General features: G+C 63.6%; 22 protein-coding genes. 13 read left to right on the top strand and 9 right to left on the bottom strand.

The features are described 5' to 3' along the window. Positions 1–16 precede the first annotated feature (16 nt). From thiC to N181_RS13875, 5 genes are read left to right on the top strand one after another with little or no spacing between them, the layout of a single operon-like run. Positions 17–1,852 (top strand): phosphomethylpyrimidine synthase ThiC, encoded by a 1,836-nt coding sequence (thiC, locus tag N181_RS13895; protein WP_037433040.1) that lies wholly within the window; start codon positions 17–19, stop codon positions 1,850–1,852. Position 1,853: 1 nt separating this feature from the next. Further along, positions 1,854–2,864, top strand: coding sequence for a glycine oxidase ThiO (thiO, locus tag N181_RS13890; protein WP_037399271.1), 1,011 nt, complete (start codon positions 1,854–1,856; stop codon positions 2,862–2,864). Then, positions 2,861–3,058, top strand: a complete 198-nt coding sequence (gene thiS, locus N181_RS13885; RefSeq protein WP_037433037.1) for a sulfur carrier protein ThiS — start codon at positions 2,861–2,863, stop codon at positions 3,056–3,058. The genes thiO and thiS overlap by 4 nt, the downstream gene beginning before the upstream one ends. A 2-nt stretch (positions 3,059–3,060) precedes the next feature. Next, positions 3,061–3,834, top strand: coding sequence for a thiazole synthase (locus N181_RS13880; RefSeq protein ID WP_037399265.1), 774 nt, complete (start codon positions 3,061–3,063; stop codon positions 3,832–3,834). Further along, complete coding sequence (locus N181_RS13875; RefSeq protein ID WP_037433033.1) at positions 3,831–4,436, top strand: thiamine phosphate synthase; 606 nt, start codon at positions 3,831–3,833, stop codon at positions 4,434–4,436. The genes N181_RS13880 and N181_RS13875 overlap by 4 nt, the downstream gene beginning before the upstream one ends. A gap of 254 nt (positions 4,437–4,690) precedes the next feature. On the opposite strand, the gene N181_RS13870 is transcribed toward N181_RS13875, so the two are convergent. The 3 genes from N181_RS13870 to N181_RS13860 form a co-directional block, all read right to left on the bottom strand. Further along, positions 4,691–5,155, bottom strand: coding sequence for a type II toxin-antitoxin system VapC family toxin (locus N181_RS13870; protein ID WP_060563442.1), 465 nt, complete (start codon positions 5,153–5,155; stop codon positions 4,691–4,693). After that, positions 5,152–5,454, bottom strand: coding sequence for a type II toxin-antitoxin system Phd/YefM family antitoxin (locus N181_RS13865; protein WP_014332579.1), 303 nt, complete (start codon positions 5,452–5,454; stop codon positions 5,152–5,154). Before N181_RS13865 ends, N181_RS13870 begins: the two co-directional genes overlap by 4 nt. Before the next feature lie 310 nt (positions 5,455–5,764). Next, entirely contained in the window at positions 5,765–6,415 is a 651-nt protein-coding gene (locus N181_RS13860) for a GntR family transcriptional regulator (protein WP_037400895.1), read from the bottom strand. Positions 6,416–6,583: 168 nt separating this feature from the next. Here N181_RS13860 and N181_RS13855 point away from each other — a divergent pair, with 168 nt between their 5' ends. The 4 genes from N181_RS13855 (at position 6,584) to N181_RS13840 (ending at position 12,961) form a co-directional block, all read left to right on the top strand. Next, positions 6,584–8,005: a malonyl-CoA decarboxylase gene (locus tag N181_RS13855; RefSeq protein ID WP_037433030.1), complete on the top strand. Its 1,422-nt coding sequence runs from the start codon at positions 6,584–6,586 to the stop codon at positions 8,003–8,005. Then, entirely contained in the window at positions 8,002–9,516 is a 1,515-nt protein-coding gene (locus tag N181_RS13850) for a malonate--CoA ligase (RefSeq protein ID WP_037400889.1), read from the top strand. Before N181_RS13855 ends, N181_RS13850 begins: the two co-directional genes overlap by 4 nt. A 98-nt stretch (positions 9,517–9,614) precedes the next feature. Then, positions 9,615–10,961, top strand: a complete 1,347-nt coding sequence (locus tag N181_RS13845) for an SLC13 family permease (protein WP_037433027.1) — start codon at positions 9,615–9,617, stop codon at positions 10,959–10,961. Positions 10,962–11,032: 71 nt separating this feature from the next. After that, a complete protein-coding gene (locus N181_RS13840; protein WP_060563440.1) occupies positions 11,033–12,961 on the top strand; it encodes an alpha/beta hydrolase domain-containing protein in 1,929 nt (642 codons plus the stop codon). Between the two features lie 116 nt (positions 12,962–13,077). Here the strand turns inward: N181_RS13840 and melA (N181_RS13835) are convergent, their stop codons facing one another. The 6 genes from melA (N181_RS13835) to melA (N181_RS13810) form a co-directional block, all read right to left on the bottom strand. Next, positions 13,078–14,451 carry an alpha-glucosidase/alpha-galactosidase gene (gene melA / locus N181_RS13835; protein ID WP_037433059.1) on the bottom strand — a complete coding sequence of 458 codons (1,374 nt, stop codon included), beginning with the start codon at positions 14,449–14,451 and terminating at the stop codon, positions 13,078–13,080. 23 nt (positions 14,452–14,474) lie between these two features. Beyond that, positions 14,475–16,145 (bottom strand): ABC transporter ATP-binding protein, encoded by a 1,671-nt coding sequence (locus N181_RS13830; RefSeq protein WP_037433024.1) that lies wholly within the window; start codon positions 16,143–16,145, stop codon positions 14,475–14,477. 11 nt (positions 16,146–16,156) lie between these two features. Next, the gene (locus N181_RS13825; RefSeq protein ID WP_037400880.1) at positions 16,157–17,284 is read right to left on the bottom strand and encodes an ABC transporter permease; all 1,128 of its coding nucleotides are present in this window, start codon (positions 17,282–17,284) and stop codon (positions 16,157–16,159) included. Beyond that, positions 17,281–18,294, bottom strand: coding sequence for an ABC transporter permease (locus N181_RS13820; RefSeq protein WP_037400903.1), 1,014 nt, complete (start codon positions 18,292–18,294; stop codon positions 17,281–17,283). The genes N181_RS13825 and N181_RS13820 overlap by 4 nt, the downstream gene beginning before the upstream one ends. 108 nt (positions 18,295–18,402) lie before the next feature. Beyond that, positions 18,403–20,484, bottom strand: a complete 2,082-nt coding sequence (locus N181_RS13815) for an ABC transporter substrate-binding protein (protein WP_037433022.1) — start codon at positions 20,482–20,484, stop codon at positions 18,403–18,405. Between the two features lie 312 nt (positions 20,485–20,796). After that, positions 20,797–22,269 (bottom strand): alpha-glucosidase/alpha-galactosidase, encoded by a 1,473-nt coding sequence (gene melA / locus N181_RS13810; RefSeq protein WP_037433020.1) that lies wholly within the window; start codon positions 22,267–22,269, stop codon positions 20,797–20,799. 196 nt (positions 22,270–22,465) lie between these two features. Between melA (N181_RS13810) and N181_RS13805 the strand changes: the two genes are divergently transcribed. The 4 genes from N181_RS13805 (at position 22,466) to N181_RS13790 (ending at position 25,350) form a co-directional block, all read left to right on the top strand. Continuing rightward, positions 22,466–23,401: an AraC family transcriptional regulator gene (locus N181_RS13805; protein WP_037433019.1), complete on the top strand. Its 936-nt coding sequence runs from the start codon at positions 22,466–22,468 to the stop codon at positions 23,399–23,401. Between the two features lie 70 nt (positions 23,402–23,471). Continuing rightward, complete coding sequence (locus tag N181_RS13800) at positions 23,472–24,542, top strand: LacI family DNA-binding transcriptional regulator (protein WP_037433017.1); 1,071 nt, start codon at positions 23,472–23,474, stop codon at positions 24,540–24,542. A gap of 125 nt (positions 24,543–24,667) precedes the next feature. Then, on the top strand, positions 24,668–24,913 hold the full coding sequence (locus N181_RS13795; protein ID WP_037400863.1) for a type II toxin-antitoxin system VapB family antitoxin: 246 nt from the start codon (positions 24,668–24,670) through the stop codon (positions 24,911–24,913). After that, positions 24,913–25,350 (top strand): type II toxin-antitoxin system VapC family toxin, encoded by a 438-nt coding sequence (locus N181_RS13790; RefSeq protein WP_050994660.1) that lies wholly within the window; start codon positions 24,913–24,915, stop codon positions 25,348–25,350. The genes N181_RS13795 and N181_RS13790 overlap by 1 nt, the downstream gene beginning before the upstream one ends. The last annotated feature ends 36 nt before the right edge of the window (positions 25,351–25,386 follow it).

Here is a 25,386-nt window from a genome sequence, read left to right as displayed (position 1 = left end):
ACTTTGGAGCCTCAAGATGAATGTTTTCAAGCCTCTCGCCGCCGCGCCTTCGGTCACGCAAGGGCCATTGCCGGCCTCCCGCAAGATCTACAAGCCGGGCGAGATCCATGCCGACATCCGCGTGCCGATGCGCGAGATCGCGCTGCATCCGACCTCCGGCGAGCCGCCGGTCACCGTCTATGACGCCTCCGGACCCTACACGCTCGATGATGCCGATATCCGCATCGACGCCGGCCTGCCGCGGCTGCGCCGCGACTGGATCCTCAAGCGCGGTGATGTCGAGAGCTACGACGGCCGTGCGGTCAAGGCGGAGGACAACGGCTTTGCGACCGGCGAGCGGCTGACGCCGGAATTTCCGGTTCGCCACCAGCCGCTGAAGGCCAAGCCTGGACAGGCCGTCACCCAGCTCGCCTATGCGCGCGCCGGCATCATCACGCCGGAAATGGAGTTCATCGCCATCCGCGAGAACCTCGGCCGCAAGGCTGCAAAGGAAGCGCTCGCCCGCGACGGCGAGAGCTTCGGCGCAGCGGTTCCCGATTTCGTCACGCCGGAATTCGTCCGCCAGGAGGTCGCTAGCGGCCGGGCGATCATCCCGGCCAACATCAACCATCCGGAAACCGAGCCGATGATCATCGGACGGAATTTCCTGGTGAAGATCAACGCCAATATCGGCAACTCCGCCGTCACCTCGTCGATGGCAGAGGAAGTCGAGAAGATGGTCTGGGCGACGCGCTGGGGCGCCGACACCGTCATGGACCTCTCGACCGGCCGCAACATCCACAACATCCGCGAATGGATCATCCGCAATTCGCCGGTGCCGATCGGCACCGTCCCGCTCTACCAGGCGCTGGAGAAGGTCGGTGGTATTGCCGAGGATCTCAACTGGGAGGTCTTCCGCGACACGCTGATCGAGCAGGCCGAGCAGGGTGTCGACTATTTCACCATCCATGCGGGCGTGCGGTTGCACTACATCCCGCTGACGGTCAATCGCGTCACCGGCATCGTCTCGCGCGGCGGCTCGATCATGGCCAAGTGGTGTCTGCATCACCATCGCGAAAGCTTCCTCTACGAGCATTTCGAGGAGATCTGCGACATCTGCCGCGCCTATGACGTCTCCTTCTCGCTGGGCGACGGCCTGCGTCCCGGCTCTATCGCCGATGCCAACGACGCGGCGCAATTCGCCGAGCTCGAAACGCTCGGCGAGCTGACCAAGATCGCCTGGGCCAAGGACTGCCAGGTGATGATCGAGGGCCCCGGCCACGTGCCGATGCACAAGATCAAGGAGAACATGGACAAGCAGCTCGCCGTCTGCGGCGAGGCGCCGTTCTACACACTCGGACCGCTAACGACCGACATCGCGCCCGGCTACGACCACATCACCTCCGCCATCGGCGCGGCGATGATCGGCTGGTTCGGCACCGCCATGCTCTGCTACGTCACCCCGAAGGAGCATCTCGGTCTGCCCGACCGCAACGACGTGAAGGTGGGCGTCATCACCTACAAGATCGCTGCGCACGCCGCCGACCTCGCCAAGGGGCATCCGGCCGCCCGCGTCCGCGACGACGCGCTGTCGCGGGCCCGCTTCGAGTTCCGCTGGGAGGACCAGTTCAACCTGTCGCTCGATCCGGAGACGGCCCGTAACTTCCACGACGAGACGCTGCCGAAGGAGGCGCACAAGGTGGCGCACTTCTGCTCGATGTGCGGCCCGAAATTCTGCTCGATGCGGATTTCGCACGACATCCGCGCCGAGGCGCAGAAGGAAGGCCTCGAGGCGATGGCGGCGAAATACCGCGACGGCGGCGACCTCTACATGCCGGTCGCGCAAGCCTCGGAAGCGCAGCCGGGAGAGTGAGATGACGGTTCTGGTCAAGGGTGCCGGCGTCGCCGGCCTTGCCGCCGCCTTCGAGCTCAGCCGCCGCGGGATCGCGGTGGAGGTGGTGGATGCGGCGGAAACCATCGGGGCCGGCGCGTCCAGCTATGCCGGCGGCATGCTCGCGCCCTATTGCGAGCGCGAAGCGGCGGATGAAGCGGTCTTGACGCTCGGGCTTTCTTCCGCCGACTGGTGGGAGGAGGCCGTCCCCGGCGAAGTCATCCGCAGGGGCACATTGGTCCTCGCCGCAGGACGGGACAGTGGTGAACTCGATCGCTTCGCCGCCCGCACCCGCGGTTACGAATGGGTCGGCGGCAATGCGATCGGAGAACTCGAACCGGACCTCGCAGGCCGCTTCGAACGCGCGCTGTTCTTTTCCGAAGAAGCCCATCTCGATCCGCGAAAGGCAATGGCCGGTCTTTACGCGGCGCTCGTCGAGAGAGGCGTCCGCTTCCATCTCGGCAGTGCCGACGCGCCGTCCGAAACATCCTACTCGGCCGTGGTTGAATGCACGGGCGCGGCGGCGATCGCCACCACGCCCGGCCTTCGTGGCGTCCGCGGTGAGATGCTCTTTCTTGAAACCTCGGAGATCAGCCTCTCAAGGCCAGTCCGACTGCTTCATCCACGCCACCCTCTCTATATCGTCCCGCGCGACAGCCATCGCTTCATGATCGGCGCGACCATGATCGAGACCGATGATGACGGACCGATCACCGCCCGCTCGGTGATGGAGTTCCTGAACGCCGCTTACGCCGTACATCCTGCCTTCGGCGAGGCTCGCCTCGTGGAGACAGGCGTGGGCATCCGCCCGGCCTTCGCCGACAACCTGCCACGCGTCCTCGACCACGACGACGGTTTCGCGATCGCCGGCATGCACCGCCACGGCTTTCTGCTTGCCCCCGCCATGGCGCGGCAACTGGCAGAAAGGCTCTGCGGTGCGAAGCATCCGCCGTTCTCCCCCAATCCATCTTTCCGACAGGGAGCCATCCAATGACCTACATCGTCAACGGGGAGGCCCTGGAGAGTGGCGCAACGACGCTGTCCGACCTTCTTCTGGCGCTCGAATACGAGGGCGAGTGGCTGGCAACCGCCCTCAATGGTGAACTGGTGCACCGGCAGGATCGCGGCGCTTGCCGGCTTTCCGAGGGTGACCGCATCGAAATCCTGTCGCCGATGCAGGGAGGCTGATCGTGCCGCAATTCTATGGAACCGAAGTGCGCTCGCGGTTGCTGCTCGGCACCGCCCGATACCGATCGCCGGCCATGCTTGCGGAGGCGGTGCGGCGCTCGGGCACCGATATCGTCACGGTGTCGCTGCGCCGCGAGACGGCCGGCGGTCGCCAGGGCGGCGCCTTCTTCGATCTGATCCGCGAGCTCGGCGTGCGCGTCCTGCCGAACACGGCCGGCTGCCACTCTGTGTCCGAGGCAGTGCTGACCGCGAAGATGGCGCGCGAGGTGTTTGCGACCAACTGGATCAAGCTGGAAGTGATCGGCCATCACGACACGCTGCAGCCGGACGTCTTCGGCCTTGTCGAAGCGGCCCGCATCCTCGCCGGCGAAGGCTTCGAGGTGTTTCCCTATACGACCGACGATCTGGTCGTCGCGGAACGGCTTGTCGCAGCCGGCTGCAAGGTGCTGATGCCCTGGTGTGCGCCGATCGGCAGCGCCATGGGTCCGCAGAACCTGCCGGCGCTGCGTGCCATGCGCGGGGAATTTCCGGACGTACCGCTGATCGTCGACGCCGGCATCGGCCGCCCCTCGCATGCGGCAACGGTCATGGAACTCGGCTATGACGCCGTGCTCCTCAACACCGCGGTCGCCGCCGCCGCCGACCCGGCCGCCATGGCCGAAGCCTTCGCCAAGGCGATCGAGGCCGGCCACATGGCCCATGGCGCCGGCATGCTGGAGCCGCGCGACATGGCCGTTCCCTCCACGCCCATCATCGGAAAGGCGGTCTTCTCGTGAAGCTCGACCCATTCTATCTCATCGTCGACAGCGTCCGTTGGATCGAGCGGCTGGTACCGCTCGGCGTCAAACTGGTGCAGCTCCGGATCAAGGAGCAAAGTGATGAAGAGCTTCGCGGCGAGATCCGCAGGGCCAAGGCGGTTTGTGCGGCCCATCAATGCCAGTTGATCGTCAACGATTATTGGCGGCTGGCGATCGAGGAGGCTTGCGATTTCGTCCATCTCGGTCAGGAGGATCTCGCCGCTGCCGATCGGGCCGCGATCCGGGCCGCCGGGCTGAAACTCGGGGTGAGCACTCATGACGACAATGAGCTCGAAACAGCGCTTGCCGCCGCGCCCGACTACGTGGCGCTCGGGCCGATCTATCCTACGATCCTCAAGAAAATGAAATGGGCACCGCAGGGTCTGGCGCGGCTTTCCACGTGGCGCGAGCGCGTGTCGCCACTGCCGCTCGTCGCCATCGGCGGGCTCAATCCCGAGCGGATCGACGGCGTCTTCGCCCATGGTGCCGCCAGCGCTGCCGTCGTCACCGACATCACGCTCAACGCCGACCCGGAAGCCAGGACCAAGGAATGGATTCGAATGACGGCAGCATGGCGCTAGCTGGAAGTGTCCCATAGTGCGAAGTCAGGCGATTGTCTCCGACGCGCGGACGTGGGTGCGACGGGGCGTGGGCGAAACCTGGAAGCCGTTCGAGCGCCACGTCGACAATCCCGGTCCGTCGACCGGAAGGCGGCCGAACTCCCGATGGCGTCTCTCGGCTAAACCGCAACCGGCGAGCTTTCGGCCTCGCCCCTTCTCCCGACCTCAAAGGGCCGATCTCCCATGAGGCCGGCCATTATTTCTGTCGCGGACACTCAGCGGCCGCGAGGGCTCAGCGGGAATTTCTCAGCATCGTCATTCCACGGATCGAAGATTATTGCGCCGGATGGCCGAGCGTCCTTCACGTTGCGCGTGACAAGATAGAGGTCATGTTCGATCGCCGTCGCTGCGATCATCGTGTCGATCACAGGCGGGGCGTGACCGCTGTCGCGTTTCACTTCCCCTGAAATTCGTCCCCATTGCCGCACGATGACGTCGTCAAGCGAGAGGACCCGCCGGCCAAAACGCTCGGCTAGCGCGTCGCGCGCCGCCATGTAGCGCGGCCGGTCGGCATGGTCCTCCGAAAGGTTGTGAATGCCCTTGTCGTACTCGGCCAGTGTCAGGACGCTGATATAGAAGGCTTCCTCATCCTGATCGGCTCCCCACATCTTTACCGAAGGCGCACCCTTCGGATTGATCAGTGCGCCCACGACGTTGGTGTCGAGCAACCAACCCTTCAAAGTTCGATATCCCGGCCTCGATCCATCTCGCGTTCAAGATCGAGCCCGCCAAGATGCAGACTTTCCATGAATTCGACGAACGGTGCTCGCGGCTTCTCGGGTACGAGCCGATCGAACTCCTCGGCGCTCATAATTACAACCGCATCCCTGCCCCGCACTGTCACGCGCTGCGGCCCGTCCTCGCGCGCGTGCCGCACCACCTCGCTGAAGCGCGCCTTGGCGTCTTCGAGCTTCCACCATCCGCCCGCGTTTTGTCCGCGAGCTTTTTTCAACTTCGTCAGGTCCGCGTTCTTGCCCATCGTCGATCACCTAGTCAGATAGTCAGATATGTAGCACATCTCTCACGGATTTTCCAGATTGCGGCGCCGGCGGGTCAAGAGGAGCACGATGTCAGCCCCGTTCCAAGCGCGGTCCTGGCAGGCGGTCCGCACAACGGCTTGCCGTCCTCCACTTCGTTGGGACCCAATGACCACCCGTCGCACGCGCGCGACAGACGGACGCCGCAACGGGGTCGCAATCGGAATGGCTCTCAAAGGAGGGATCGACCCGGTCAAATCCGGCTATAGGAGTCTGGAATTCCAGAACGCGATCGGCCGGACGGTATCCCGCTCATCTGGTCGCCATGCTGGCGACCAGATCGCTGAACCTCTCGCCCTGGATGCCGACGTGAGAACGTAGCAGCCGGCGGGCCTCCTCCCCGTCCCCGGCGAAGATCGCGTCAACGATGCCGCAATGTTCCAAGAAGGATGTCGAGAGACGATTGCGCACCCGTAGCTGCAGTCGACGATAGGGGCGCAGCCGCCGGTGCAGTTGCGTGCATTGCTCCTCGAGGAACTCGCTACGGCTGGCCGCATAGATGGCCTTATGGAATTCCTCGTTGTCGTAATAATAGGCGTCGCTGTCGCCGGCCTCGGCCGAGTGCTCGCAGCGCTTGTGTGCCGCCGTGATCGCCTGCCGGGACGGCTCGTCAAGGCGGCGGGCGGCGAGTGAACCGGCGAGGCCCTCGAGTTCCGCCATGACCTCGAACATTTCATAGATGCGATGCGGTCCCGGATCGATGACGACGGCGCCGCGCCGCGGTCGAATTTCGATAAGGCCTATCGCATTGAGCTGCATCAGCGCCTCGCGGACCGGCGTTCTCGACACGCCGAAGCGGCTGGCGAGCACCATTTCGTCCAGCCGCTCCCCGGGACCGAACTCGTTGGAAAGGATTGCGTTTTCGATTTCGTCCCGGAGCCACCGGCCAGCATTCTCGGACATCCGCTCTGCCTCTATAATGCAGGATTTCAATTCTTGTATACACGATCATTGACGTCGCACACGTAATGTGCCAGTTTATATACCATACTGCCAGCTCGAAAATGAGAATGCCGGTACGCGTCGATAGACTAGACTGTCGATGCATCCATGCAGCAGGAGGAGAATGGCATGCCCGGAACCTCGTTTTTCAGCGATATGCTGCAGGGCATCACCGAGCGCGGACGCAAGCTTTTGTTTTCCGCTTCGCGCTCCGCGGACTCGGTTGTCGAAGCCGATCTCGAGACGCTTTGCGAGATGCTGCTGTCGAGCCGCGGCGAAGCATCCGGTATGGCTATCGCCGCCGAGATCCTCGGGCGCTGGAGCAAGCTCGATAGCGCCGGGGTTGAGCAGTTCCTGCAGATGCTCTCTGAAAAATTCGGCGCCGATACGGCGAAGCTCGACAAGGCGGTCGACAGGTACCGCGCGGAAAAGAGCCCCGCGGCGATCATCGCACTCCACAGGGCGGCGGAACCACGCCGTCAGGAATTGCTGCGCCGCTTGAACCATGCACCGAGCGGAACGGCCAAGCTGGTCCGGATGCGCCAGCAGCTTCTCGCTTCCAATGATCGATCGGGAGAATATCGCGCTCTCGATGCGGATTTCACCCACCTGTTCGGCTCCTGGTTCAATCGAGGCTTCCTGACGCTCCGTCCCATCGACTGGTCGACGCCGGCGCACATCCTGGAAAAGATCATCAAATACGAGGCGGTGCACGAAATCGCCGGCTGGGAGGAATTGCGCCGACGCCTGGCGCCGGCCGACCGGCGCTGCTTCGCCTTCTTCCACCCGCGGCTCACCGACGAGCCGCTCGTCTTCGTCGAGGTGGCGCTCACCCGATCCGTGCCGGGCGCCATCATGGACGTGCTCGACGAGGGCCGCGAGCAGATCGATCCCGATCAGGCGACGACCGCCGTCTTCTATTCGATCTCCAACTGCCAGGAGGGCCTGCGCGGCATCTCGTTCGGCAATTTCCTGATCAAGCAGGTGGTCGAGGATCTGCGCAGGGACCTGCCCGGTCTCAAGAACTTCGTCACGCTTTCGCCGGTTCCGGGCTTTGCCCGCTGGCTTGCCAGGGCGCGCAGTTCGGACGCCGAGCCGCCGCTGACCGACGACGAGCGCAAGGTTCTGGACCTGCTCGACGATCCCGCATGGGCCGACGACGCGAACGCGGCAAGCAAGATCGAGCCCCTGCTGCTGCCGCTCGCAGCCCACTATTTCCTGATCGAGCGCACGCCGGAGGGTCGCCCGCTCGATCCGGTCGCCCGCTTCCATCTCGGCAATGGCGCCCGCCTGGAAAGGCTGAACTTCCTCGGCGACCGCTCGGCCAAGGCGATGCAGCAGGCGCACGGGCTGATGGTCAACTATCTCTACAAGCTCGAGGACATCGAGGCGAACCACGAGGCCCTGGCGCAGCGCGGCGAGGTTACCGCATCGCCGGCCGTCAAAGGCCTGCTCGGCCGAAACGGCGAAAGCCGCCGCGGCAGCAGGAGCGAAATGTCACGACCGTTCGCACAGGTCATGAACGACAAGATTGGAGGAGGGCGCAAGTGAGCAACCATCTTTTCGACGCCATTCGGGCCGCCGCTGCCGGCGATGCGCCGTTCATCCGCATCAATGGCGGCCGGATCTGGACCTATGATGACGCGCTCGACCTTTCGGGCCGCATCGCCAGCGCGATCGATACGCTCGGCATCCGCCCGGGCGACCGGGTCGCGGTGCAGGTGGAGAAAAGCGCCGAGGCGCTGATCCTTTATCTCGCCTGCCTGCGCAGCGGTGCGGTCTACCTGCCGCTCAACACCGCCTATACGCTCGCGGAACTCGACTATTTCATCGGCGATGCCGAGCCGCGCCTGGTCGTCGTTTCGCCGGGCGCCCGGGAGAGCGTCAGGACGATCGCAGAGCCCTACGGCGCGATCGTCGAAACGCTTGACGCCGACGGCACCGGCTCGCTTCTCGATCTCGCCCGCGAAGAGCCGGCCGGCTTCGTCGATGCGTCGCGCAACGCCGATGACCTGGCGGCGATCCTCTATACCTCGGGAACGACGGGCCGCTCCAAGGGGGCGATGCTCACCCACGGAAACCTGCTCTCGAATGCCACGACCCTGCGCGACTACTGGCGCGTCACCGCCGGCGATCGGCTGATCCATGCCCTGCCGCTCTTCCATACGCACGGGCTGTTCGTCGCCACGAATGTCACGCTGCTGGCCGGCGCCTCGATGTTCCTGCTGCCGAAGTTCAATCCGGACGAGGTCCTGTCGCTGATGCCTGAGGCGACGCTGCTGATGGGCGTTCCAACCTTTTACGTCCGCCTGCTGCAGAGCCCGCGCCTCGACCGGCAGGCGGTCGCCGCCATGCGCCTCTTCATTTCCGGCTCTGCGCCGCTGCTCGCCGAGACGCATGTCGAGTTCGCGAAGCGTACCGGGCACGCCATCCTCGAGCGCTATGGCATGACCGAGACCAACATGAACACCTCGAACCCCTATGACGGCGACAGGATAGCCGGAACGGTCGGCTTCCCGCTGCCCGGCGTGACGGTGCGCGTCACCGATCCCGCCACCGGCGCTACCTTGCCGGCGGAGGAAACCGGGATGATCGAAATCAAGGGGCCGAATGTCTTCAAGGGCTACTGGCGGATGCCGGAAAAGACCGCCGCGGAATTCACTACTGATGGGTTCTTCATCAGCGGCGACCTCGGCAAGATCGACAGGGACGGCTATGTCCACATTGTCGGCCGCGGCAAGGACCTGGTGATTTCGGGCGGTTACAATATCTATCCCAAGGAGGTCGAGGGCGAGATCGATCAGCTCGACGGGGTCGCCGAAAGCGCCGTGATCGGCGTTCCGCATCCCGATTTCGGCGAGGGCGTCACCGCCATCGTCGTGTGCAAGCCCCATGCGGCGCTCGATGAGAGCGCCATTCTTGGCGCGCTCAAGGACCGGCTCGCGCGCTACAAGCAGCCGAAACGCATCATCTTCGCCGACGACTTGCCGCGCAACACGATGGGCAAGGTCCAGAAGAACGTCCTGCGGCAGCAATACGCCGACCTTTATATAAGGACGTAAGCCGCCTCGTGCGCCCTCTGGGAGGAAGGCGCTCGGGATAACTTCAAACTTGAAAAATCGCGAACTGCCGGCGCTGAGGCGCCGGAGGGAGGGGAATCATGGGCATCGAAATCCTATCCATACTGCTGTTGGTCGGCATGTTCGTCATCGCGACCATCCAGCCGATCAACATGGGCGCGCTGGCCTTCGGCTGCACCTTTCTGCTCGGATCGCTGATCATCGGCATGAAGGCCAGCGACATCTTCGCCGGCTTCCCGAGCGACCTGTTCCTGACGCTGGTCGCCGTCACCTATCTCTTCGCCATCGCCCAGATCAATGGCACGATCGACTGGCTCGTCGAATGCGCCGTGCGGCTGGTGCGCGGCCATGTCGCCTGGATCCCCTGGGTGATGTTCCTCGTCGCTGCGGTCATTACCGGCTTCGGTGCGCTCGGGCCGGCGGCCGTCGCCATTCTTGCGCCGGTGGCGCTGAGCTTTGCCGTCCAATACCGCATCCACCCGGCGATGATGGGCCTGATGGTCATCCACGGCGCCCAGGCCGGCGGCTTCTCGCCGATCAGCGTCTATGGCGGCATCACCAACCAGATCGTCGTCAAAGCCGGCCTGCCCTTCGCCCCGACATCGCTGTTCCTCTCCAGCTTCTTCTTCAACCTTGCGATCGCCGTGCTGGTGTTCTTCGTCTTCGGCGGTGCAAAGGTCATGAAACAGAAACCGGCTTCGGCCGGGCCGCTGCCCGAGCTCCACCCCGAGGGCGTATCCGCATCGATCCGGGGTCACGGCGGCACGCCCGCCAAGCCGATCAGGGAACACGCCTACGGTACGGCGGCGGACACCCTACAGACATTGCGCCTCACCCCGGAAATGATCTCCACCCTGGTCGGCCTGACGGCGCTCGGTATCGGTGCCCTGGTCTTCAAGTTCAATGTGGGGCTGGTGGCGATCACCGTTGCCGTTGTGCTTGCGCTCATCTCGCCGAAGACCCAGAAGGCGGCGATCGACAAGGTGAGCTGGTCGACGGTACTGCTGATCACCGGCATCATCACCTATGTCGGCGTCATGGAAAAGGCCGGCACGGTCGACTATGTGGCCAGCGGCATTTCAAGCCTCGGCATGCCGTTGCTGGTGGCGCTGCTCCTGTGCTTCACCGGGGCGATCGTCTCGGCCTTCGCCTCCTCGACGGCGCTGCTCGGCGCCATCATCCCCCTCGCGGTACCGTTCCTGCTGCAGGGCCACATCAGCGCCATCGGCGTCGTGGCCGCCATCGCCATCTCGACGACGATCGTCGACACCAGCCCGTTTTCGACCAACGGCGCCCTCGTCGTCGCCAATGCGCCGGACGACAAGCGCGAGCACGTGCTGCGGCAACTGCTGGTCTACAGCGCGCTGATCGCCATCATCGGGCCGGTGGTCGCCTGGCTGGTCTTCGTCGTGCCTGGCCTGGTCTAACAGCAGGGTCGCCAGCCCGGGAATGCACGCGCTGCCGTTCCGTGACCGAATCCAAACAGGAGGGAATTCATATGCGGAAACGCCTGACCTTTCTATCAGCCATGGTGTCCTTCGCGCTGCTGTCCAGCAGCGCCTGGGCCCGCGTCACCATCTTTGAGATCAAGGCGGTTGGGACTGTCTTTCAAGGCAAGACCTTCGGCCAGGCGGGCGCCTATGAACGGATCGATGCGATCGCAACCTTTGCCGTCGATCCGAAGTCGCCGCGCCTTGCCGGTGTCGTCGATATCGACAAGGCTCCGGTGAACGCGTCGGGGGAAGTCGTCTTCAGCACGGAGGTCTCGATCCTGAGGCCGTCGAATGCGGCGCAGCGCTCGGCGTTTCTTCTCTACGAGGTGCCGAACCGCGGCAGGAACCTGAGCTTCCAACTACTCAACCGCAGCGAGTCTACCAGCGTCCCGTCCACCCCAATGGAGGCCGGCGACGGGTTTCTCATGAACCGCGGTGATACCATCGTCTGGAGCGGCTGGCAGACGGGTCTTGCCGATGAGTTTCTGAACCTCGACCTGCCCGTGCTCGGCGGCGTCACCGGCCCGTCGCGCGAACAGTTCATCTTTGACAAACCGGGCCAAACGAGTACCGCGAAACTGACCTATCCGGCGGCGGACCTCGATCCGTCGAAAGCCAGGCTGACCGTCCGCGCCAGGGAGGCGGACGAGGCGCAACACAGGACCGGGCTGGGCTTCAGATATCTGAGCCCCACGGAAATCGAGATCACCCGGCCTGCGGAGATGGACGCCGGGGCGATCTATGAATTCGTCTACCCGGCCAAGGATGCGGTTCCCGCCGGCCTGGGCTTCGCTGCCACGAGCGACCTGATCTCGTTTCTGCGTGGCAATGCGGGTCACGACGTGGAGAATCCGCTTGACGGTGTGAAGCACGCGATCGGCATCGGCATCTCCCAATCGGGGCGCTTCCTTCGCGACCTGATCTACCAGGGCTTCAACGCCGACGAGCAAGGCAACAAGGTCTTCGACGGGGCGATCCCGCATATCGCCGGCTCGCGCAAGACCTTTACCAACTTCCGCTTCGCCCAGCCGGGACGCTATTCGCGCCAGCACGAGGACCACGACTATCCAGGCGATCAGTTCCCCTTCACCTACACCGAAACCCGAGATCCCATGAGCGGCGAGAGCGGCAGCATTCTTTCGGCCTGCAGCCCGACGGACACGTGCCCGAAGATCATGCATACCGACACGTCGACCGAGTTCTGGCAGGCTGGCGCTTCCCTGGTCACGACGTCACCGGATGGCAAACAGATCGAGATGCCTGACAATGTGCGGCTCTATTTCATCGCTGGGGCGCCGCACTCCAATAGTTGGTCGGCGAAATCCGGCGAGGAAGCGGCCTGCGCCTTTCCGACCAATCCGCTGAGCACCGCGCCGGTCATGCGAGCGGTGTATGTGGCGATGGCGGACTGGGTGTCGCATAACAAGGCTCCACCTCCCAGCCGCTATCCAAGCCTGACAGACGGAACGCTTGTCAGCCTGGACAAGCTGAAACTGCCGAAGATCAATGGCGAGGTGGCGCGGCCGGTCTTCAACGAACTCAGGGTGATGGACTATTCCTCACAGCCGCCGTCGCGCGGCAAGGCCTATCCTGTCTATCTGCCCGCCGTCGATGCGGACGGCAATCCGTTCGGCGGTATCAGGATGGCCTATGTTCAGGCGCCGCTTGGGACCTATGCCGGTTGGAACCTCCGCAAGACGGGCTTCGGAGAAGGCGAGCTCTGCAGCCTTACCGGTACCTTCATCCCCTTCCCCAGAGAACGAAGCAATGCCGATAGTCGAGACCCCTTGAGCGACCGCTATGCCGATAGCGAAGCCTATGTCGCCGCGGTCAAACGTGTCTCGGAAGGACTGATCGCCGATGGCTTCATGCTTCCCGACGATCTCGGCTACGTGCTCGATCGCGCTCGTGAAGACAGTGCATTGCTGCCCTGACCCGCCCGGCCGAGGCCGGTGCTTCCCCTGCGCCCTCGCGGCTGGCGGCACTCGAAGAAAGGCCCCGGAACGCGTGCGTTCCGGGGCCATGTGGTCGCCTGACCGGGAGAAAGGAATCAGGCGGCCTGTACCTTCTTCGAAACCCGGGCCCATTCCGGGATCCAGTCTCGGTGGGCGACGAGCAGGTCGTCGACGAGCGACCAGATCTGGTCGAGGTCGAGCTCGGCCGCCGTGTGCGGATCCATCATCGCCGCGTGATAGAGGTGCTCGCGGTTTTCGGTGACGAGCGCCTGGACCGTCAGTTCCTGGACGTTGATGTTGGTGCGGATCAGCGCGGTGAGCTGCGGCGGCAGTGCGCCGATATAGGTCGGCTGGATGCCGGAGGCATCGACGAGGCACGGCACTTCCGCCGCGCAATTTTCCGGCAGCGAGGTGATGCAGCCATTGTTCCTGAGATTGCCGTAGATCACCGAAGGCTCGCCGGTCCAGACCGAGTTCATGATCGACGAAGCGTATTCGTGGCTTTCTTCCACCTCGATCGTCTCGGCCTCCTTGAAGGCCGCCGCCTGGCCCTTCCAGCGCTCGATCTGCTCGATGCAGCGCTTCGGATATTCGTCGAGCGGAATGCCGAATTTCTCGATCAGGTCGGGACGGCCGTCCTTGATGAAATAGGGCGTGTATTCGGCGAAATGCTCCGAGCTCTCGGTGACGAAATAGCCGAGCCGCGTCAGCATCTCGTAGCGCACCTTGTTCGGGCAGCGCGGGTTCCAGTGGCTGGGCTTCGGGAACCGCCCTTCGCGATAGCCGCGGACCAGGTCCGGGTAGAGGTCGCGATAGCTGCCGTCCTTCTGCCGATGCTCGAACTTCAGGTAGAAGGCCATGTGGTTGATGCCGGCCGCCCGGTAGCGGATTTCGTCCAGCGGAATGTCGAGGTCGCGGGCAAGCTCGAAGGCCGTTCCCTGGACCGAATGGCAGAGGCCGACCTGCTTGATCGTCGGGTATTTCTCGGCGATCGCCCAGGTGTTGATCGCCATGGGGTTGACGTACTGCAGGAGGATCGCTTCCGGGCAGACGGCGAGCATGTCCTCGCAGATCTTCCAGAGATGCGGCACGGTGCGAAGCCCGCGCATGATGCCGCCGACGCCGAGCGTGTCGGCGATCGTCTGGCGCAGACCGTATTTCTTCGGCACCTCGAAATCGGTGACGGTGCAGGGCTCGTAGCCACCGATCTGGAAGGCGACGACGACGAAGTCGGCGCCTTCGAGCGCTTTCAGCTGGTTCGAATAGGTTTCGACCTTGGCCTTGACGCCGAGGGTGCGCACCAGCTTGCCAGCGACGATCTCGCTTTCGGCGAGACGCTCCGGGTTCAGGTCCATCAGCGCGATGGTCGCGGCCGAAAGCGCCGGCCGCTGCAAGACGTCGCCGATGATGTTCTTCATGAAGACGGTCGAGCCGGCGCCGATGAAGGTGATCTTGGGTTGTCTGGTCATGGAATAGCCTCTTTTCTTGGAAGTCACGCGGCCACTTCGAAGGCGGCTCTGACGAGCCGCTCCGTGTAGGCAGTCTTGGGATTGGAAAGAATTTCGTTCACCGGCCCCTCTTCGACGATCTTGCCGTGCTGCATGACCACGACGCGGTGGCAGAGCGCGCGCACGACCTTCAGGTCATGGGAGATGAAGAGGTAGCTGAGGCCCCGCTCGTCCTGCAGCTTGCGCAGGAGCTCGATGATCTGAGCCTGCACCGAGAGATCGAGCGCCGAGGTCGGCTCGTCAAGCAGGATGAATTCCGGCTCAAGTGCGATGGCGCGGGCAATCGCGATGCGCTGGCGCTGGCCGCCGGAAAATTCGTGCGGGAAGCGCGACAGGATATTGGCCGGCATGCCGGCGCTGACCAGCGCATCCTCTACGCGCGCGAGCCTGTCCTTGCGGTTTTCGCCGATGCCGTTGACGATCAGGCCCTCTTCGATGATCTGGCCGATCGACATGCGCGGGTTGAGCGAGGAAAACGGATCCTGGAAGACGATCTGGATCCGCGAGCGCAACGGGCGCATGCCCCAGCGGTCCTTGTTATGGATCGGCTCGCCGTCGTAATAGATCTCGCCGGCATCGGTGTTGATCAACCGGATCAGCGCCTGGCCGAAAGTGGTCTTGCCGGATCCGGACTCGCCGACGAGGCCGAGCGTCTCATGCCGGCGCAGATTGAGGCTCAGGCTGTCGACCGCGACGAGCTCCTTCAGCTCCGGCTTGAAGAAGCCGCCCTTCTTCAGCATGAACGAGACCCGGACGTTGCGGCCGTCGAGCATGATCGGCGCATTGTCCGGCAGCGGCTTCGCCGAGCCTGATGGTTCCGAGGCAAGCAGCCGGCGCGTATAGGCATGCTGCGGGTTGGCAAAGAGCGCCGCCGTCGTGTTGTGTTCCTTCACCTCGCCGAGCTGCATCACATAGACGTAGTCGGAGAATTGCCGCACCACCGTCAGGTCGTGGGTGATCAGGATCACCGCCATGCCGAGCTCCTGCTGCAGCTTGCGGATCAGGTTGAGGATCTGCGCCTGCACGGTGACGTCGAGGGCCGTCGTTGGCTCGTCGGCGATCAACACGTCCGGGTCGTTGGCAAGCGCCATGGCGATCATCACGCGCTGGCGCTGGCCGCCGGAAAGCTGGTGCGGATATTGGTTGAGCCGCGCCTCCGGGTCCGGGATCTGCACATGCTGCAGCAATTCCAGCGCGCGGGCCGCCGCCGCACGGCGGCTCATCCGGCGATGCGCCCGGATCGCCTCGATGATCTGGCTGCCGATCGTATAGACCGGGTTCAGCGAACTCATTGGCTCCTGGAAGATCATCGAGATCCGGTCGCCGCGCAGCGCCCGGCGCTGCGGCGCCGAGAATTTCAGGACGTCGCGGCCGTCATACTCGATGCGCGAATGCGCGGCGATCGTGGCGCGCTTGGAAAGAAGCCCCATGATGGTGCGGGCCGTCACCGACTTGCCCGAGCCGGACTCGCCGACGATCGCCACGGTCTCGCCGCGATAGAGCTGGAACGAAACGTCCTTCACCGCCTCGACCGTGCCGTTCTCTACCTTGAAGTTGACAGCCACCTTGCGGGCGTCGATGACGGGCCGCGTTTCCTTCGTATGGCGGTCGGTCCGCTCTTGCGGTGCCGGGACATTGTTTTCGATCGTTGCCATCGGCGTGCTCCTCAATAGGGGTCGATTGCGTCGCGCAAGCCGTCACCCAGCGCATTGAAGGCGAAGACGGTGACGAGCACGAAGGCGACGGGCGAGAGGATCCACGGATAGGATCCGATGGCCGAGTAGTTTGCCGTATCCTGCAGCATCAACCCCCAGGAAATGAGCGGCGGCTTGACCGCAAAGCCGAGGAAGCCGAGGAAGGATTCGAGCAGCACCACCTGCGGGATAGCCAGCGTGACGGCGACGATCACATGGCTCATCACATTCGGGAAAATGTGCTGGAAGATGATGCGCCGGTCGGTCGCGCCGATTGCGATCGCCGCTCGCACATAGTCGATGCGGGCGAGCGCCAGCGTCTTGCCGCGCACCTCGCGCGACATCTGCGCCCAGCCGAGCGCCGACATCACGATGACCACGAAGGCAAGGAAGACGTTGGTCGGCGCCGTGACCGGGATCAACGAGGCGAGCGCCAGGTAGAGCGGCAATTGCGGGAAGGCCAGCACGAGCTCGACGAAACGCTGCATCCAGGCGTCGAAGCGCCCGCCGAAATAGCCCGACACCATGCCGACCGTCGTGCCGACCACGGTGACGATGGAGACCACCGTCAGCGCGATGATCAGCGAGATGCGCGACCCGTAGAGAATGCGCGACAGCACGTCGCGGCCGAACTTGTCGGTGCCGAGCAGATGCACCGGCGTGCCGTCGACGGCGCCGAAGAAATGGCGCTCGGCCGGGATCAGCCCGAGGAGCCTGTAGGGCGCGCCCTTGACGAAGAAGCCGAGGATCTGCGGGTTTTCGTAGTCGGGACCGATGATCGGCTGGAAGGTGATCGGGTCGAGCTCCTCCGTCTCGCGCACCGGGTAGCTGCGCGGCGAGAAGACGAAGTTGCCGTCCTTGTCGGTGAAGCTGATCGCCTGTGGCGGTGCGAAGGCCACGCCGGTCGCCTTCGGATCGACCGGCGACAGGAAATCGGCAAAGATCGCCATGAGGATCAGGAGGCTGACGAGGATCAGGCCGAGCAGGCCCGTCCAGGAGCGCTTCAGCCGCCGCCAGACGAGCGCGGTATAGCTCTCGTGGTGGTGCTTTTCTTCCGGCTGCATGGCAATCGGCACGGTGCTGTGGGCTTCGATGGTCATGCGTAGGCCCCCCCTCCCATGCGCACCCGCGGATCGAGCGCGGCGAGCAGCATGTCGGCGATGATGTTGCCGACGATCAGCGTTGCCGAGAGCACCAGCATGAAGGTCGCGGTGACATAGACGTCACCCACCCACATGGAACCGACGATCGCCGGCCCCACGGTCGGCAGCGCGAAGATGATCGCCGTCTCGATCTCGCCGGTCAGCATGTAGGGAAGCACGACGCCCTGATACATGATGAGCGGGTGCAGCGCGTTCGGAACCGCATGCCGCATGACGACGGCACCCTCGCTCAGGCCCTTGGCGCGCGCCGTCTCGACATATTGGGCGTTCAGCGTGTCGAGCAGGTTGCCGCGCATGACGCGCATATTGTAGGCGAGCCCGCCGAGGGTGGCGATCGCCACGACCGGCCAGACATGCTTCACCAGGTCGACGAACTTGCCCCACGACCAGGGCGCACCGCCATAGCGGGCGGAATGGAAGCTGTTGATCTCGCTCACATTGAAATGGAAGACGAGAACATAGACGATGATCAGCGCCATCAGGAAGCGCGGCACCGTCATGCCGAGGAAGGAGACGGTCGAAAGCAGGCTGTCCACCCAGGAATATTGCCGGGTCGCGGCAAGAATGCCGAAGCCGATGCCGATGACCGAAGCGAGGATGTGGCAGACCAGCGCCAGCGCAAGCGTGCGCGGCAGGCGCTCGCCGACGACGTCGGCAACCGGCTTGTTGTAATAGAGGCTGTGGCCGAAGTCGCCGCGCGTCACGATGCCGGTCACCCAGTTGACGTATTGGAGCGGCAGCGGCTTATCGAGACCGTGTTCCTTGCTATAGGCCTGCGCCTGGGCGTCGGCTTCCTCGAAGGAGGCGCCGCCCTGGTTGATCAGCTGGGAGCGGATGTAGTCGCTATAGTCGCCGGGCGGCGCCTGGATGATGGCAAAGGTCACCACGCTCAGGACGAACAGCACCGGAATGGCAGAGGCGACGCGGACAAGCAGAAACCTGAACATGTCGTTTCCTTCCATCGGTTTTCCGTTCGGGTGCCGGCAAGCCGCCACCCGCGGAGTGAAGGGCGATCCCCCGGCTCCGATCGTCAGGAGCCGGGGAGACGATCACGTTCAGTTGCTCGGGCCGCTGTCGCCCGGCTTGCCGGGAAGCTGCTCGGCATAGAGTTCGTAGTCGCCCTGCTTGTCCGCCGCGACGAACACCCGCTCGCGGATGATCGTATCTTCCGCCCAGTTGAACATGAAGATCGGCGCGCCCGGAGGAATGTTCGAGAAGCGCTTGTTGATGATCAGCGCCCCCGGATATTCGGTGAGCCCGACCGTATCGACATTCTCCGTCGAGACCTTCTGGAACTGCTTCATCAGATCGGCGCGCGCCTCGTTGTCGTTGCTCGCGATGAACTTGTTGACGATGTCGACGAGTTCCTGCTCGTGCGGCAGGAGATCGACCTTGCCGCTTTCGGGTGCCCGGTGATGCCAGCTGGTGCGCGGGCCAGTGGGGGCGAGCTGCGTCGTATTCTGCACGACGGAAGTCAGCTCCTGGTCGTTGCGGCGGATCAGCCAGTCGAACTTGCCGGCATATTGCGTCGCATCGCGTTTGGTGCCGTCGACCGAGTTCAACACCACCTTGAGGCCGAGCTTTTCCATCTGGCCGACGAGGCCTTCGGCGAGATTGCGGTCGGTGCCGTAGTCGGAATTGACGAGCATCACGATCTGCACGTCGGCGCCGCCGGCGGTACCTTGCGGGAAGTTGACGATACCATTGCCGTCCGTGTCCTTCAGGCCGGCCTTTTCGAGTAGCGCCTTGGCGCCTTCGAGGTCGAAGGGATAGTAGATGGTCGAGTTGCGGTCATAGAAGCTCGTGCCGGAGGAAAGCCCGCCGGGGTAAATCGCCGTGAAGGGGCCCTTCACCAGCGCTTCGCCGAGCTTCTTGCGATCGACCGCCATGGTGACGGCCTGGCGGAAATCCAGGTTGCGGTTGAGTTCGCGAACCGCCTGGGCGCGTTCGTCCGGCTCTCCCCAGCCATTGGCCGAGTAATTCATGCGCAGATTGTAGCCGATGACGCGCGGGCCGAAGGCGAGCCGGGCCGGCGCTTTCTCGTCGGCGGCGCGCTTCAGCGATTCGACGAAGTTTTCAGGCTGCTCGAGGTTGGAGAAATCACCCGATCCGGCGATCGCCTGAACGTCGCGGTCCGCCCAGGTCGACAGCTTGTAGTGGACTTCGTTCAGATAGGGCAGCTGGTTGCCGGCCTCGTCGACCTTCCAATAAAAGGGATTGCGACGCAGCACGATGATGTCGTCCGGCCGGTAGGCGACCGGAACCCAGGCGCCCATCACCGGAATGTTCATGTATTCCGGCGGGAAGCCGTTCTTGTACTGGTCGTAGGTCGTGCCGGCATATTTGGGATGCTTGGTCTTGAGGATATGCGACGGACCGGGGCAGAAGGTGCCATAGGCCATGGCATAGAGATGCTGGCGCGGGAAGGCCTCCTTGAAGGTCCATTCGACCGTGTACTGGTCGACCTTCTTGAGCGTCGTTCCCTCGCCGAAGGTCTCCGGCGTCGCGCCGTTCAGCGGCGAAACGTTCGGATCGACGACGTTGTCGTCCCAGTAGAACATCACGTCGTCGGCATCGAAGGGGTCGCCGTCGGACCATTTCGCGCCCTCGATCAGATGCATGGTGAGCTTGTGGCCGTCCTCGGACCACTCCCAGCTCCTGGCGAGGTTCGGCAGCGGTTCGACGTCGCTGGCCTCGACCTGGTAGAGCGGCGCGGTGCGCGTCAGGCATTCCGACATGCCGATGTCGATGCCGCCCCACCCTTGAGTCTGGCCGGCGCTGTAGTTCCAGCCTTCCGGCCGGCCGCCGATCACATGGCGCATGACGTCGCCATAGACGCCGGCGCCGTCCGGCATGTTGCCGGTCTTGAAGACCATCGGCTCCTTCGGCAGGCGCTCGGCAACGGGCGGCAGCTTGCCGGCCTTGACGAATTTCTCCGTTACCCATTCCGGCTCGTGATATTCAGGCAAGGCCTTGAATTCGAGGATGGAATCGCGCGGCACATAGGTGATCTTGCCCTGCGCGGGCACGGGCGGCTGCTCGGGCACCACGGTTGGTTCGGCCGCAAAGGCCTGCACGGCAAAGGCGGAAATGCCGATCAGCAGGCTGGCCGTCGTTGTCAGTCGATGCGTTTTCATTGCCTCAGGTTCTCCCTCCTAAATTTGCCATCCCGGAACGGGTGGCATTCCTCCTGCCTCACAAGTACCCGCGTCTCCTCACGCGAATGTGCTCGTGCCGTCATTTCGATGCGCGGGCGGTTTGGCCCGCGCGCTTACCCCGTTTGGCCGGGGGACTGCCCCTCATCCGGCCTGCCGGCCACCTTCTCCCCGCAGGCGGGGCGAAGGGACTCGCGGCATCCACTTAGTCCCCTCTCCCCGCCTGCGGGGAGAGGGCTAGGGTGAGGTGCAGTCCCGGGCCCGAGGGGTAGCGGTTATCACCATCAGCCGGAACTACCCGGCGGCGCGCAACTTCGCGGCTTCCTTCTCGGCGCGGATTTCCTCGATGGAGCGTACCTCGCGCCGCGCAGCACCCGTCCATTCGCGGGTCTTCACCGTCGACCGGGAGAGCCTGTCCTTGGCCGCCGCGACGGCATGGGCGTATTGCGGCAGCCATTCAGCCTGGGCGACGACCATCTCGTCGACCATCTGCCAGACCTCCTCCGGCGTGCAGATCGCCCCGACCAGCGGGTCGTGCAGCACCGCGAGCTTCAGAAGATCGATGTCGCCGGTGATCGCCGCATGTACAGACATGCGCTGGACATTGATCGACGAGATGCAGGTGGTGGCACAGGCCTCGGGGATCGTGATGCCGGACACCATGTTAATGCCGAAGCGATCGACGAAGCCAGGGGATTCGATGATTGCGTCCGCCGGCAGGTTGGTGATCACGCCGTTGTTCTTGACGTTGAAGTGGCCGCGATAGACGCGCCCGGTCTCGAGCGCTTCGAGGATGTGGCTCGCATGCTCGTTCGAGCGCTTGATCGTGTCGAGGGGTCTCGCCGCCTCTTCAAGGAAGCGCGGATATTCCGTCTCGAACCAGTTGCGGGTCTCGGTCGAATAGCGCAGATACCCACCGGTCTCGCCATGGATCCAATCCGACATGTCGATCCATTTGGTGATCTCGTCGGGGCGCTTGCGGTACCAGGGCAGATATTCGGAGAGATGGCCGTTGCTCTCCGTCGAATAGACTCCGAAGCGCTTCAACACGTCGATCCTGAGCTTCTCCTGCTTGGAGAAGACCGGATGGGCCTCGAAGGCGGCAACGAGTTCGTCCTTGCCGATCTTGCGGCCGCCCAAGCGAACGTCGATGAACCAGGTCTGGTGGTTGATGCCCGAGCAGACATAGTCGAGCTCGCCATCCCTGGCGCCGAGGATCTCGGCGATCTGCTCGGCGCCGTGCTGGACGCCATGGCAGAGCCCAACCGTGTCGACCTTGCCGTATTCGATCGCCGCCCAGGTGTTCATGGCCATCGGGTTGGCATAGTTCAGGAACTTTGCGCCCGGCTCGGCCACCTCTCGGATGTCCTTGCAGAAGTCGAGGATCACCGGGATGTTGCGCTGGCCATAGAGGATGCCGCCAGCACAGATCGTGTCGCCGACACATTGATCGACGCCGTATTTCAGCGGAATTCGGATATCGTCGGCATAGGCCTCGAGGCCGCCGACCCGAACGCAACTGATGATGTAGCGGGCGCCCTCGAGCGCCTTGCGGCGATCGGTGGTTGCCGTCACGCGCGTCGGTAGCCCGTTCGCCTCGACGATCCGGTCGAGGATCGTCTTGATCATGCCGAGATTGTGCTCGCTCAGATCCGTCAAGGCGAACTCGACGTCGCGGAGCTCCGGCACGGACAGGATATCGGTGAAAAGCTTCTTGGTGAAACCGACGCTGCCGGCGCCGATAATAGCGATCTTGAAGCTGCCCATTTTCGTTCAATCCTCCTCGCAAAGGCGATCCTCGCGCAATAAGGGTAAAATCAATTCATCGAATTGATCTGGCCAGCCGTCGCGGACCGTCCTTACCGAAAACCCTGCTTCGGACGCCGGTTAGCCGTGCGTCTTGCGCGATCTGTGGCCATTATGTGTATAATCCGGAGCGCGACTAGAGCGGGATTGTGCTTTCATGGGTGATTCTGTGCTGCAGCAATTGATCGACCGGGGGCCGGTGATGCGGACCGTTTCGCTGCCGCGGGGAAGGCAGAGCCTGCACACGATGCCGACCAGCACCGGCTACGAGATCAGGACCGATGGCGGCTACGACTGGGACGGGCGAAAGCGGGGCCAGACGCCATTCACTGTACTGCAGCACACGATCGGCGGCGCCGGAAACTTACGCTACGAGCACCGCACCTATCGCCTGCGCGAGGGCGATACGCTGCTGCTTCTCGTCCCGCACAATCACCGCTACTGGCTGGAGGAAGACGGGCGGTGGGAGTTTTTCTGGATCTCGATGAACGGCGAGGAGGCGCTGCGCATCCACCGCGCCATTCTCGCCGTCACCGGCCCGGTCCTGAAGCTGCAGCCGGAGACGGTCGAGCACCTGGCGGACTGCAGCCGCCGCCTCATCACCGGCGGTGAGACGCCCGGCTGCGCCTCGGCGATCGCCTATGAGGCGGCAATGGCGCTCTATGACGACGTCTTCGGCTCGCATCCGGTCATCAGTGAAGAGTATCGGAAGATGCAGCACGTCATCGATCATATCCTGGCGAACCTCGAAAAGCCGCTGCCGGTCGAAGAGCTCGCCCGCGTCTCCGGCTTGAGCCGCGCGCACTTCTCCCGCGTCTTCGCGGCAAGCGAAGGCATGCCGCCCGCCGAATTCGTGCTGCAGAAGCGGTTGCAAAGGGCCGTGAAGCTCTTGACCAAGACCGCGGACCTGCCGGTCAAGGAGGTAGCCATCCTGTCCGGCTTCGACGACCCGAACTATTTCGCCAAGGTCTTCCGCCGCGTCTTCGGCGCGAGCCCGACGGAGTTCCGCACCACCGGCATGTATGCGAGCGTGCCCGCAAAAACCCAGAAGATAAGTGAATCGGTAACCACGCTGGCTGCCGCGTGCGATTGAAATCTGCGCGATAAAAATTTACTAAATAAAAGACGCGAAGCACGCGACTGACTGGGCGGGACGTAAGACAATGGTGACAATCAAGGAAATCGCAGCGGCTGTCGGTGTGTCGTCGGCGACCGTGTCGCGGGTCTTGAACTACGATCCGACCCTGTCGATCTCCACCAGGAAACGCCAGGCGATCATCGAAACGGCCGAGGCGCTGAATTACGCGACGCCGCGCAACCGCGGCCGGGCGGCCGCCCAAGGACTCGGCGCCGGGCAGAAGATTGCGCTCGTCCACTTCCTCGAGCCGGCCCAGGAACTGGCCGATCCCTACTATGTCGGCGTCCGGCTCGGCATCGAAAGCCGCTGTCAGGCGATGAAAAGCGAGATCGTCAAGGTCGTCCCGACCGGCAGCGCTCCGGAAGCGGCGATACTGGAGGGCGCCTCGGGCGTCGTTGCGGTCGGCCACTACTATGGTGAAGCGCTCGAATGGCTGCGCCGCCACAGCCGCCACCTCGTCTTTGCCGATTACGCGCCCGCCGGCGATGCGGACGACAGCGTGTTGAGCGACGTCGCGTTGGCAATGACCCGGCTCCTGGAAGCGGTTCACGCCATGGGCTATCGCCGGATCGGCTTTATCGGCTGGATCGACGCCTTCCACGAACCGGAAAACATCTACTCGGAGCGTCGCTGCCGGACCTTTATCGACTGGATGGTGAAGGCCGGACTCTACGATCCGGAACTGTGTCTCGTCGAGCGGATGACGCCCGACAGCGGCTACGCGCTCACAAAGGCGATGCTGTCGAAGCCCCACCCGCCGAAGGTACTGATCACCTGCAACGACAACATGGCGCTCGGCGCTTACCGGGCTATTCAGGAGATGGGCCTCAGGATCCCCGAGGACATTGCCGTGGCGAGCTTCAACGATATTCCTGTCGCACAATTTCTCGGGCCGCCGCTTTCGACCGTCAAGATTCCGGCCGAGCTGATCGGCGAAACTGCCGTCGACCTGTTGCTCGAGCGCCTTTCCGGGCGCGACGTCGCCAAGAAGGTGGTTCTCGGAACCGAAATGGTCTGGCGGGGAAGCACGCCCCAGCAGGGCGATCGCGAACCAGGCGGATCAATGGCCGGCCGCGAAGAGCTCGGGTCCGTGTAGACGCTACGCATGATCCCTGCCCGTCGCATATCACGGTGGGCGCCACCTCGCGGCGCTTGCCGCCGCCGTATATCCCGACTAGAATATGTGTATATCCAATCTGGAATATACCGGAGAATGCCCCGATGTCCCTCTATATTCGCGATGGCGCAGTCGACGAACTTGCGAAGCAGGTCCAGCAGGCGATCAACGCCCCCAACAAGACGGAGGCGGTGCGTCGTGCGCTGCTCAATGAATTGGCACGCGCCAGACAAGCAATTCCCTTGAAAGACCGAATCAAGCGGCTTCAAAACGAGGTTCGCGCCATGGGGCCGGATGATCCCGACTTTGACATGAAGAAATTTGCCGATGAACAGTGGGGCGGTATCTGATGTTCCTGGATGCTTCAGCCATCGTCGCCATCCTCGGCGACGAGGAGGACGCCGATCTCCTGATTGCCAAGATCGAAAATGCGGCAAAGCCAATCTACTATTCTTCGCTCTGCGTATTTGAGGCTGTCATCAGCCTCGCCCGCAAAAAGCGGGATGGCGCCCTCGGAAACCAAGTGCCGATCCCGCCGCACCTGATCGATTTGGCGCAACAGCATGTCGAGGCTTTTATTGAGACGATCGGCGCGAAAGAGTTGACGATTGACAGCGCAATGCATCGCACCGCGATCGATGCGTGCCGGACCTATGGCGGCGTGGTCGCCCACCCCGCAAGGCTCAATTTCGGAGATTGCTTCTCCTATGCCTGCGCGAAAACCTACCGCCTCCCCTTGCTCTTCAAGGGCGATGATTTCTCCCAGACCGACCTCGAGCCTGCGTAAGCTGGCTCAGAAAATAGCCAAGTAAAAATTTACTGA

It is taken from the genome of Sinorhizobium fredii USDA 205 (assembly GCF_001461695.1).
In the GTDB taxonomy this organism is placed as follows: domain Bacteria; phylum Pseudomonadota; class Alphaproteobacteria; order Rhizobiales; family Rhizobiaceae; genus Sinorhizobium; species Sinorhizobium fredii.
This window is presented reverse-complemented; position numbering and strand designations above follow the sequence as displayed.

Excerpts from the sequence above, each read along its gene's own strand:
- N181_RS13815 (WP_037433022.1), bottom strand. The coding sequence starts at position 20,484 with ATGAAAACGCATCGACTGACAACGACGGCCAGCCTGCTGATCGGCATT.
- N181_RS13825 (WP_037400880.1), bottom strand. The coding sequence starts at position 17,284 with ATGACCATCGAAGCCCACAGCACCGTGCCGATTGCCATGCAGCCGGAA.
- N181_RS13790 (WP_050994660.1), top strand. The coding sequence starts at position 24,913 with ATGTTCCTGGATGCTTCAGCCATCGTCGCCATCCTCGGCGACGAGGAG.
- N181_RS13840 (WP_060563440.1), top strand. The coding sequence starts at position 11,033 with ATGCGGAAACGCCTGACCTTTCTATCAGCCATGGTGTCCTTCGCGCTG.
- N181_RS13805 (WP_037433019.1), top strand. The coding sequence starts at position 22,466 with ATGGGTGATTCTGTGCTGCAGCAATTGATCGACCGGGGGCCGGTGATG.
- thiS (WP_037433037.1), top strand. The coding sequence starts at position 2,861 with ATGACCTACATCGTCAACGGGGAGGCCCTGGAGAGTGGCGCAACGACG.
- N181_RS13830 (WP_037433024.1), bottom strand. The coding sequence starts at position 16,145 with ATGGCAACGATCGAAAACAATGTCCCGGCACCGCAAGAGCGGACCGAC.
- thiO (WP_037399271.1), top strand. The coding sequence starts at position 1,854 with ATGACGGTTCTGGTCAAGGGTGCCGGCGTCGCCGGCCTTGCCGCCGCC.
- N181_RS13855 (WP_037433030.1), top strand. The coding sequence starts at position 6,584 with ATGCCCGGAACCTCGTTTTTCAGCGATATGCTGCAGGGCATCACCGAG.
- N181_RS13860 (WP_037400895.1), bottom strand. The coding sequence starts at position 6,415 with ATGTCCGAGAATGCTGGCCGGTGGCTCCGGGACGAAATCGAAAACGCA.
- N181_RS13800 (WP_037433017.1), top strand. The coding sequence starts at position 23,472 with ATGGTGACAATCAAGGAAATCGCAGCGGCTGTCGGTGTGTCGTCGGCG.
- N181_RS13795 (WP_037400863.1), top strand. The coding sequence starts at position 24,668 with ATGTCCCTCTATATTCGCGATGGCGCAGTCGACGAACTTGCGAAGCAG.
- N181_RS13820 (WP_037400903.1), bottom strand. The coding sequence starts at position 18,294 with ATGTTCAGGTTTCTGCTTGTCCGCGTCGCCTCTGCCATTCCGGTGCTG.
- melA (WP_037433059.1), bottom strand. The coding sequence starts at position 14,451 with ATGACCAGACAACCCAAGATCACCTTCATCGGCGCCGGCTCGACCGTC.
- N181_RS13845 (WP_037433027.1), top strand. The coding sequence starts at position 9,615 with ATGGGCATCGAAATCCTATCCATACTGCTGTTGGTCGGCATGTTCGTC.
- thiC (WP_037433040.1), top strand. The coding sequence starts at position 17 with ATGAATGTTTTCAAGCCTCTCGCCGCCGCGCCTTCGGTCACGCAAGGG.
- melA (WP_037433020.1), bottom strand. The coding sequence starts at position 22,269 with ATGGGCAGCTTCAAGATCGCTATTATCGGCGCCGGCAGCGTCGGTTTC.
- N181_RS13865 (WP_014332579.1), bottom strand. The coding sequence starts at position 5,454 with ATGGGCAAGAACGCGGACCTGACGAAGTTGAAAAAAGCTCGCGGACAA.